This window comes from Streptomyces sp. NPDC054961, assembly GCF_053609145.1.
Window position 1 is genome coordinate 100192 of record NZ_JBSGWY010000014.1, and the last position, 10159, is coordinate 110350.

Below are 10159 nucleotides of genomic sequence, written 5' to 3' on the forward strand. Positions count from 1 at the left end.
CATGCTCGTCCACGCGCTGATCCGCGAGGACGGCACCGTCGGCGCGGACGAGCTGTACGCCGTCGCCAACACCTTGGGCATGAGCGACCAGCAGGTGCGGCTGTGCGTCAAACGCCTCGTGGCCGAGGGGCGGTTCACGCACGAGGGCCGGGGCCGCAAGGCGGAGCTGCGCGCCACCGCGGACACCACGCGGGCCCTCGCGCCCAACGCGGACTTCGTCCGGCACGCCTTCCAGCAGGACGCCGGACTCGCACCCTGGGACGGCGTCTGGCACGTGGCCGCCTTCGCGGTGCCCGAATCGGCGCGCACGGCCCGGGACGCCCTGAGGGAGACGCTCGTCCACCTCGGAGGCGCCCCGCTCCAGGGCGGACTGTACGTCTGCGCCAACGCGTGGGAACCGTACGTCGAGGAAGCCGCCCACCGCCTCGGCGCCCAGGACGCGCTCACCCTCCTCACCACGACGGATCTGCGCAAGGGCGATGCCCGGGAGCCTGCCGAACTCGCCCGCCGCCTGTGGCGCCTGGAGGAGATCTCCGATCGCTACCACCGCCTCAGCCGCATCGCCCGGCCCCGCCTCGCCCGGCTCACCGGCCCCGCGGAACTCTCCCCGTCCGCGGTCCTCACCCTCGCGGTCGAACTGGCCGCCGAACTCACCCGCGCCATGGAGCCCGACCCGCTCCTGCCGCCCCAACTCCTGCCCCGGCCCTGGCCCGGTACCCAGGCGCGGGACCTCGTCGCCCGGTGCTGGGCGGCCCTGCGCGAACGGACGGGCGACGAAGCCCACCCCACCCTCTTCCGCCTCTACGCCGAGATCACCCGGGAGGCGGCCGAGCGGTCCGCGCACTGAAGCCGGAACGGCGGCCGGATCCGGACCGGCCGCTCCCCCTCCACCTGTGGGCGCACGCGGCTCCCCCTGCCGGGGGAGCACCGGGGCCGAGGACCCGACCGCGGGCGGACGTACGGGGGTTGGTCCGGACCCTAGCGTTCTCGGTACCGATCTCTCCGAGGAGGCCGCCCCGTGGTCCGCACACCCGGCACCGGTACGTCCACCGCCGCATCGGCACGACCGGCGTGGGCCGTGCCCGCCGCCTACACGTGGGTGGCGGGGTTCGCGCTGATGCACGCCCTCGCGATCGTCTCCAACGGCGGGTTCGGCGCCGGCGTCGACCCGGGCACGGGCGACAGCGGCCTCGACTGCGTACTCCCGAACGCGGTCGTCATCGCGATCTGCTGCGTCGCCGTGGGCGTGCTCCACCGCACGACGGGTCCGCCGCGCCCGTTCATCCCTCGTTCACCCCGACCGATAAGCCGGTTTGGCGGAGATCCGGCCTCGGAAGTCGGCAACGTTTCCGTTGCGGTGATCAGCAATATGGCCGAAACACTTCCCGCATGATGCGACATGTGAAATTTTACATGTCACACATCAATCGCCCGTGTCCCCAGCACGCGGCCACAGCGGCCCCGGAGGCCCCCACAGATGCATCCCTTCCGGATATCGAAGGCCAATGCGCGCAGACTTCCTGCACTCGGCGCTGCCGTCTTCATCGCCCTCGGTCTGCTCACTCCACAGAGTCAGGCGGCCTCCGTCGGCGCCACCACCCCGGCCGGTGCGAAGGGAACCGCGGCCTCGGCGCCGCGGTCGATCCCGGTTCCCAAGTCACCCGACGCGATGAGCAACGGCTCCCGCTTCCGGATCTCCTCGCAGGACAGTGCCGAGGAGATCGCCCCGGCACCCGCGCCGGTACTGGCTCCGGCCTCCGCACCGGACGTCAAGGCGGGCAAGCAGTCCTCGGCCGCCGCCGGGGACGAGTGCGGTGACCTCTCCGGCGTGATCAACGCCACGGGCAGCGCGTTGGTCCAGCAGCTCAAGGCGCTCCCCCGGATCAACTGTACGTACCCGCTGTTCAGCCTCACCGGGGAGAACGCCCAAAAGGCCTTCCGTGAGCCCCAGATGGTGACCGTCGCCAACGCCCTGCGCGACGCCTCCGCCACCTACACGGGCAACAACAGCGCCGCCGTCGGGCAGCTGGTGCTGTTCCTGCGCGCCGGCTACTACGTGCAGGAGAACCAGGCGAGCGTCGGTGACTACGGCACGGCGCTGGACACCGCGGCACGCGGCGCGCTCGACGCCTTCTTCGCCTCCCCGCGCAGCAAGGACGTCACCGACGCCAACGGCGAGATCCTCAACGAGGTCGTCACCCTGATCGACAGCACCCACGAGGCCGGCCGGTACGCCGGAGTCGTGAAGTGGATGCTCGGCAGCTACGACGGTACCTGGCCCGGCCAGATGAACCTCGCCATGCAGCACGTCGAGTGGGTCGTCGAGAACGGCTTCAAGGCCAAGAACGACGACCGCGGCTGGCGGGCCGCCCTCAAGGCCGACCCCGCCATCCTCACCACCTGGGCCGGCTTCATCACGCGCAACGGCGCGCAGCTGAACCGCCTGGACGTCGTCAGCAACGTCGGCCGCTTCCTCGGCTACGCCCTGGACATCCCGGAGCTCAAGGACCGCGTGCGGCCGCTGCTGAAGGACCTGATCAACCGCTACCCGAACGTCGGCCCCACCGCGCCCATCACCATGAACCTGGGCTGGTACACGCGGCAGTACGACAAGGGCAACTGCGCGGCCTACGGCATCTGCGACCTGGGCGAGCGCGTGCTCCCGGCGATCCTGCCGATCCAGCACGCCTGCACCCCGGGCCTGAAGATCCGCGCCCAGGACATGTCCCCCGGCCAGCTGGAGAGCACCTGCACCAGCCTGGTCAACCAGGACGCCTACTTCCACCGGATCATCGGCGACAAGGGCGCGATCCCCGGTGACCTGAACACCAACCTCGAGGTCGTGGTCTTCGACGACTACACCAACTACTCGCTGTACGCCTGGGCCATCTACAACATCGACGTGGACAACGGCGGCATGTACGAGGAGGGCAACCCGGCCGTCGTCGGCAACCAGGCCCGCTTCATCGCCCACGAGGCCCACTGGCTGCGTCCGGACTTCCAGATCTGGAACCTCAACCACGAGTACACCCACTACCTCGACGGCCGCTACAACATGGCCGGCGACTTCGAGGCCGGCATCGTCACGCCGACCATCTGGTGGGTCGAGGGCATCGCCGAGAACATCTCGTTCGGCTACCGCAACCAGCGCAACGCCGACGCGATCGCCGAGGCCGGCAAGAACGCGTACAAGCTCAGCGACCTGTTCGACACCGTCTACGGCCAGGACGAGGACCCGGACGTCAACTCGAACCGGGTCTACCGCTGGGGCTTCCTCGCGGTCCGCTACATGCTCCAGGCGCACCCCGCCGACGTGCAGACCGTGCTCGGCAAGTACCGCACCGGTGACTGGAACGGTGCCCGCACCTTCCTGAAGCAGACCATCGGCACCAGCTACGACGCGGGCTTCGCCACCTGGCTGACGACCACCTGCGCCACCAGCGACTGCGGTCCGCTGCCGGACGCGGTCACGGCCCCGGCCGTCCCGCAGTGCACCCTCAGCGACCCCCGTCAGTTCGACAAGAACTGCCTCCGGGACAACCTCTCGGCCGCCACCGGCAACTACAGCTACCACTTCATGTACCTGCCGGCCGGCCTCAAGCAGCTGACCATCACCAGCAGCGGCGGCACCGGCAACGCCGACCTGTACTACGGCGGCGGCAATTGGGCCACCACCGGCAGCTACGTGGCGAAGTCCACGAACGCGGGCAACGGCGAGACCCTGACGATCGACAACCCGCCGTCCGGCTGGGTCTACTTCAGCCTCGCCGCCGCGCAGGACTTCAGCGGTGTGAGCGTCTCCACGCAGTCCAAGTGACCCGGTTCGCCGGGCCCCGGCCGCCCCGTGGGGCCGCCCGGGGCCCGGCGGACGCGGATCCGCCGGGCAGGGATCCGCTCGGCAAGGAGCGCCCCGCCCCTCCGTACGAGCGAGCAGGCTCGGACGCGGGGGCGGGGCGCGGTCGCGTACGGGCCGGGGTCAGCGGCTCGCGCACCGGCGTCGGCGGAGCAGGGCGGTCGCGCCCGCGAGGGCGATCGCCGCGCCGGAACCGCCGGCGAGGAGCACGGTGGGAGACACGGCGTCGTCCTGCGTGCTCGTGAGGCCGTAGCCGCTGGAGAAGCCCTGGGCGTCGTACGGGGAACCGGGCAGTTTGTCGGAGTAGCGGGCCTTGACCAGCTTCTGGTAGTCGCTGAGCGAAACCGACGCCTTGCCGCCCAGCCCTTGCCGGGCCTGGTCGTTGAGCGGCTCGACGGTGAGGAGCTTGAGCCGGTACCAGCCGCGGATCTGCGGCTCGGTGAAGACCACGGTGCCCACGGTGGCCTTGCCGGCGTACGTGGCGTCGCTGTCGCCCTCGCGCACGGCCGCCAGGTGCCAGCCGCCGCCCTGGGTGGGCGCCAGCATGACGGTCACGTTGCGGCCGTTGACGGTGGTGGTCAGCGAGGAGACCAGCTGGGTCAGTGCGACCGCCTCGGTGGGCAGCGGGCGGGCGGTGCCCGCCACGAAGCCGGGGGTGATCTCGTTCCGTGCCACCGGGTCCCCGATCGTGAAGACCGGGAGGCCCTGGCACGGCTCGGCCGTCTCGGGGATCGTCTGCACCTGCCCGTCGGCGCCTCCGGCGGGCACCGGAGTACGCAGGAAGCGGCAGACGGTGTCGCGCACGTCGGCGGACTTCACCGCGTCGAGGGCCGCCCGGTAGTCGGGGATGTCGGCCGGCAGCGGGTCCTTGGCCGGGGAGGCGTGGGCCGGCCCGACGACGGACAGCAGTGCGGACGCCCCCAGTGCGATGACGAAGGACAGCCGGGAGAAGCGAGGGGTCGCCCGCTCGCAGGACGGTTCGGTACCGCTGGTGTCGCTGGTGTCGCGCATGTCGCCTGCCTTAGCGGGAGATGCCGATGCGGGAATGGGTCCACTTGGACGAGCTGTTGCTCACGTAGTCGCTGTAGTTCCACCACGTGTACGTGGTGGTGTCCGGCCACGGGTCGGCCACGGCGATCGTGCTCTTCGCCGTGTCGAAGCCGTAGACCACGTTCATGTGACCGCCGCCGGACGTCCACCCGATGCGGGCACCGATCGGCCGGGCCGCCTTGACGTCGGTGTACACCTGGTTGAACGTGGCCGCGCTGCTCAGGCCCGAGCCGGAGTGGGCCATACCCAGGCTGGTCCAGCCCCGGGCCATGTCGTCGAGCGTGGCGGGCTGGTTGTTGCAGCCGTAGGCGGGCTGGGCCCGGTTGCAGAAGTCGGTCTGGGTGGAGCCGAGGCCCTGGAACTTGGCGATGGTCAGCCCGGAGGCGACCCAGCACCACTGGGACTTCTCCTGCTTCAGCATGGTGATGGTGTCCTGGCCCGCTTCCGCGTGGGCCGTGCCACCCGCGGCCGCGAGCGACCCCAAGGCGGCCAGCGCGATGGCCGACGCCGTGGTTCCGTACCTGAACCTGCCCATTTTCCTGCCTTCCCCTGGTGGGTACAACGAGATGAACGGGGCAATCTGGCAGGAATATGACAGCGCATCATGACCCCGTCACATAGGGGTACGGCAGGAATTACCCCCAACTGATGATTCGTCGGGTAATCGCGCGTTCCGGGTACGGAAGGGTCCGCCGGGAGCGCCCCGACGACACCACGCCCCCGACACCTAGTGACCGGCCGCCGTCGCGGAGGTGAGGGCGCCGAGTTGTGAGCGGGCGCGGGTGACGGCCTCGCTGAAGCCGTTGCGTACGGCGTCGTCCAGGGCGCGGCGGATCGCGGCCTCGGCCGCGGGCCGGTCCCCGAGGGCGACCAGGGCTTCCGCGCGGCCGAGGCGCAGCAGGGTCTGGCGGGCGGCGATCAGGCCGGTCGGGGCGTCGCCGCCCCGCAAGGACAGTGCGTACGCCGTGCACCGCTCCGCGGCCGCGGCGTCGCCGCGCTCGAGGAGCTGTCGGGTGCGGTGGTGGAGCGCCAGGAGCTCGGTGAAGATGTCCTGCGCCTCGCGGGCCAGTTCCACGGCGCGGCTGACGTGGCCGAGGGACGCGTCGGTGACCCCGCCCCGGTCCAGCGCGACGGCCAGGTTGACCAGGGCGGTGGCCTCGCTCGACGGGTCCTTCGCGCGGGCGGCGAGGGCGGGCGCGATCTCCAGTTCGACGAGTGCCTCGGACAGTCGTCCCTCGCGGGTCAGCACCCAGCCGAGGAGCGCCCGTACCCGGGACTCGGCATCGGGGTCATCGAGCCGCCTCGACGCTTCCAGCGCGTGGCGGAGCATCGGGGCCCAGCCGTCGTGGATGTGCCACACGACGTGCGGCCACTGCAGGACGGCCAGCCGCCAGGCCCGGTCCTCGTGGCCGGCGGCCACCGCCGCGGCCACCGCCGCGGCCAGGTTGTCCTGTTCGGCCGCGTACCACTCGAAGGCGGCGTCCCGGTCGGCGAACTCCCTTACCGCGTAGGGGGCGCGGAAATCCGCGGGCAGCACGCAGCAGGGTTTGTCGTCGGGCTCGGCGGCCGCGGACGCCGCCAGCGCGGTGACGGTGTAGGAGTCGAGCAGCCGCAGCAGCGCGCCCTCGTCTGCGTGCAGCCCGCGCGCGTAGAGGCGGACCAGGTCGTGCAGGGAGTAGCGGCCGGGTGCGTACTCGGTGATCAGGTGCGCGCCCGCGAGCCGGTCGAGGGCCTCGGCGGCCACGGCGGGGCCGCTGTCGAGGAGCGCGGAGGCGGCGTGCCGGTCCAGGTCGGTCCCGGGCACCGCGCCGAGCTGGGAGAAGAGCCGCAGCGCCTCGCACGGCAGCCCCTGCACCGTGAGCCGCAGCGCGGCGGCGACGCCCGCGTCCTCGCAGTCGTCCAGCGAGAGCAGGGCCAGCCGGCGCTGCTCGTTGGCCAGTTCCGAGGCCAGGTCGGCGAGCCGCCAGCGCGGCCGGGCCGCCAGCTGGGCGGCCGTGATGCGCAGCGCCAGCGGCAGTCCGTCGCACAGCCGGGCGAGTTGGGCGGCGGCGGCCGGTTCGGCCGCGACCCGGTCGGCGCCGACGGCCGCGGCGAGCAGTTCGGTGGCCGGCGCCGGGCCGAGTACGTCGACCTGCACCGGCCGGGCCAGCTCCTCGACGATCAGCCCGCCGAGGCGCAGGCGCGAGGTGACGAGAACGCCCGAACCCGGCCCGGCGGGCAGCAGCGAGCGGACCTGGTCCGCCTTGCGGGCGTTGTCGAGGACGACGAGGAGTTCCCGTTCCTCGGTGAGCGTGCGGTACAGGGCGAAGGCGGCCGCCGCGGACTCGGGCATCCGGCGCGCGGGCACCCCGAGCGCCAGCAGGAACTCCCTGACGATCTCGACCGGTTCGACCGGAGCGCCGCCGAAGCCGCGCAGGTCGGCGAAGAGCGTGCCGTCCGGGTAGCGGGCCTGGCCCGCGTACGCCCATTGGAGCGCGAGGGCGGTCTTGCCGACCCCGGCGGGGCCTATGACGAGCGCGATGGCCCCGTCCCGGACGATCCGGCCGATCTCCGTCAGCTCCGCGTCCCGGCCCAGGAAGCCGCGGACGCCGCGCGGCAGCAGCCGCGGGACGGGGCCCTCGGACGCGGACGGAGCGTGCCGCACGGAGACGGCGCGGGGGCCGTCCGCCGGGTGGTCCTGGTCGGCCCGGTCCGCCCGGTCGGCCGTCGCCGCGGGGGCCGGGGCGAGGACGGGGGTGGGGGCCGGGGGCGTGCGGATCAGGGCTGCCGCGCCGGCCCGGTCGGCGCGGGCGAGCGTGACCCTGGGTGTCGACGGGTGGCCCACGGGTTCCCCGCGCAGGATCGCCTCGTAGGCGCCGCGCAGTCCCGGGCCCGGGTCGACGCCGAGCTCCTCGGCGAGCAGGCCCCGGGTGCGGTGGTACCAGTCGAGGGCGTCGGACTGACGGCCCGCCTGGTACAGCGCGAGCATCAGCGAGGCCGCCAGGGACTCGCGCAAGGGGTGGGCCACCGCCTCGGCCCGCAGGACGGCGGCCGCTCCGGCGCGGTCGCCGAGCCGCCCGTAGGCCTCCGCCAGGTCCTCGACCGCGACCAGCCGGATCTCCTCCAGGGCGTGGGCGGCGGCGGTCAGCGCGGCGCTCGGGACCGTGCCGGTCAGCGCGGGGCCGCGCCACAGGGCGAGGGCCTCGCGCAGCATGGCGACCGCCTCGGCGGGCCGTTCCCGGTGTTTGCCCAGCCGGGCCAGTTCCTCGAAGCGGTGCGCGTCGAGCAGGTGCTTCGGCATCTCGAACACGTACGACGGCCCCTGGGTGACCAAGTTCACGCCGAACTCGCCGGCGCCGGTGAGCAGCGCCCGCAGCCGGGAGACGTGGCCCTGGATGACCGTACGGGCATGGGCGGGCGGCTCCTCGTCCCAGAGGGCGTCGATCAACTGGTCCATGGGGACGGCCGAGTTGGCCCGGAGGAGCAGCAGGGCGAGCACGCTGCGCCGCTTGGCGGGCCCCAGCGGCAGTTCGCTCTCCCCGGTGGTCGCGCACACCCCACCGAGCAATCGGAACTCCATCGGGGTCCCCCCTCGTCTCGCGCCGTCCCGCCCCGACGGCCGGCGCGGGGCCGGTCCGGAGGCGCGGCCGGGCTGGTCAGGCCCGGAATTTCGCACTACAGAACGGCAATCCTACGAGTCCTGGACGGTGCCCCCGGCACCCCGTCCCGCCCGACGCCGGCGGACCCCCTTGAACCGGTCGGACAGACCCGCCCGTTACTCCGGGTACTCGTCGCCGTCGGCGCGACGGCGCTGATCGGAGGACGCTGTGGTGGCCTGGGGCGAGGAGAGCGGAGGGGTGGACGGGGTCGCTGCGAGCTCCCGGCTGCGCCGGCTGGACGGGGAGGACGATCCGGGGTGGGGGCTCGCGCCCGGGTACGGCCCGGTGGCGCGGGTGACGGCGACGGCCCCCGCCGTCCCCTCACCGGTCTCGGCGCTCTCGGCGCTTTCGGCGCTCTCCCGGGCCGCGCCGGTCTCGGCGGTCTCGGCGGTCTCGGCGATCCCTCAAGCCGCACCGATGCCAGCGAGCTCTCAGGCCGCATCGGTCGCGACAGCCTCCGAGGCCGCTCCGGTCTTGACGGCCACGGTTACCACGACCGGCACGACCGCCACGGCCGCCACGGCCGGCACACCGGGCGCCGTCCTGCCCGTTCTCGGCGCCGCCGCCGGGGCCGAGCTGTCCTCCGAGCGGCTGGTCCGCCGCCAGCGCGGGAGCCTGCGGAGGCTCAGCGGCCTGCTGGGGCCGCGGGACGACGAGGACCGACTGCGGACCGTGCGCACCACACCGCTCCGTCGCTGCCACCGGATCGCCGTGATCGGCCTCACGCCCGGCGCCGGCAAGACGACCACCGCCGCCGTGCTGGGGTCCCTGTTCGCCGCGGAACGCGCCGACCGCGTCATCGCGGTGGACGCCGACCTCGAGTCCGGCACCCTGGGCCGCCGGGTCGAGCGGGAGACCACGGCGACCGTACGCGGTCTGGTCACCGAACTGGCGCGGCTGGAGACGTACGCCGACATCCGCGGGTTCACCTCCCGGATGCCGGGCGGGCTGGAGGTGCTGGCCGACGGCGGGGCCGAACGGGCGGCCGACGGGCGGTCCTTCGACGACCAGGAGTACCGCCGGGTCATGGAGCTGCTGGGCGGCCAGTACCCGCTCGTCCTCACCGACAGCGGCCCCGTCCTGGCGAACAGCCCGCTTCCCGCGGTGGTCGCGCTCGCCCACCAGCTGGTCCTCGTCGCCACGCCCAGCGTGGAGGGCGCCGGCGGAGCGAGTACGGCGCTCACCTGGCTGGAGGCGCACGGCTTCCAGGAGCTGGCGCGCCGCAGCATCGTCGTGGTCTCCGGCGTCCGGGGTACCGGGCGCATGCTGCGCGTGGACGAGGTGGTCGCCCACTTCCGGACCCGCTGCCGCGGCGTGGTGGCCGTCCCGTACGACGCCCACCTCGCGGCCGGAGGCACGTTGGACCCCGACGCGCTGCGCCGCAGGACGCGGGCGGCCCATCTCGAGCTGGCCGCGCTGATCGCCGAGGACTTCACCCGGCCGGACGCGCCGGCGCCGTCCGGGGGGTGAGTCAGACGGTGGCGGCGGTCAGGCCCCCGGCCACTCCCCCCGGGGGGGGGGGGGCGGGGGGCCCGGGGCGGCGGGGGCGCGCGCGGGGGGGCCCCCCCCCCCCGGCCCCGCCCCCCCGGCGCGCGGCGCCGCCCCCGACGGGGCGGCG

General features: G+C 73.5%; 7 protein-coding genes. 4 read left to right on the forward strand and 3 right to left on the reverse strand.

Going from position 1 to position 10159, the window contains the following annotated elements:
* The first annotated feature begins 1 nt into the window (after position 1).
* From ACWF9Z_RS15685 to ACWF9Z_RS15695, 3 genes are all read left to right on the forward strand, one after another.
* Entirely contained in the window at positions 2 to 847 is an 846-nt protein-coding gene (locus ACWF9Z_RS15685; RefSeq protein ID WP_453602495.1) for a PaaX family transcriptional regulator C-terminal domain-containing protein, read from the forward strand.
* Positions 848 to 1018: 171 nt separating this feature from the next.
* Positions 1019 to 1393 carry a hypothetical protein gene (locus ACWF9Z_RS15690; RefSeq protein WP_453602429.1) on the forward strand — a complete coding sequence of 125 codons (375 nt, stop codon included), beginning with the start codon at positions 1019 to 1021 and terminating at the stop codon, positions 1391 to 1393.
* An 84-nt stretch (positions 1394 to 1477) separates the two neighbouring features.
* Positions 1478 to 3817 (forward strand): collagenase, encoded by a 2340-nt coding sequence (locus ACWF9Z_RS15695; RefSeq protein WP_453602432.1) that lies wholly within the window; start codon positions 1478 to 1480, stop codon positions 3815 to 3817.
* A gap of 159 nt (positions 3818 to 3976) precedes the next feature.
* Here the strand turns inward: ACWF9Z_RS15695 and ACWF9Z_RS15700 are convergent, their stop codons facing one another.
* From ACWF9Z_RS15700 to ACWF9Z_RS15710, 3 genes are all read right to left on the reverse strand, one after another.
* Positions 3977 to 4864, reverse strand: coding sequence for a hypothetical protein (locus ACWF9Z_RS15700; RefSeq protein ID WP_453602435.1), 888 nt, complete (start codon positions 4862 to 4864; stop codon positions 3977 to 3979).
* Positions 4865 to 4874: 10 nt separating this feature from the next.
* The gene (locus ACWF9Z_RS15705) at positions 4875 to 5438 is read right to left on the reverse strand and encodes a papain-like cysteine protease family protein (RefSeq protein ID WP_453602438.1); all 564 of its coding nucleotides are present in this window, start codon (positions 5436 to 5438) and stop codon (positions 4875 to 4877) included.
* Between the two features lie 192 nt (positions 5439 to 5630).
* Positions 5631 to 8462, reverse strand: a complete 2832-nt coding sequence (locus ACWF9Z_RS15710) for an AfsR/SARP family transcriptional regulator (protein ID WP_453602442.1) — start codon at positions 8460 to 8462, stop codon at positions 5631 to 5633.
* A 277-nt stretch (positions 8463 to 8739) separates the two neighbouring features.
* On the opposite strand from ACWF9Z_RS15710, the gene ACWF9Z_RS15715 reads away from it, so the two are divergent.
* Positions 8740 to 10011 carry a nucleotide-binding protein gene (locus tag ACWF9Z_RS15715; protein WP_453602445.1) on the forward strand — a complete coding sequence of 424 codons (1272 nt, stop codon included), beginning with the start codon at positions 8740 to 8742 and terminating at the stop codon, positions 10009 to 10011.
* Positions 10012 to 10159 lie beyond the last annotated feature (148 nt).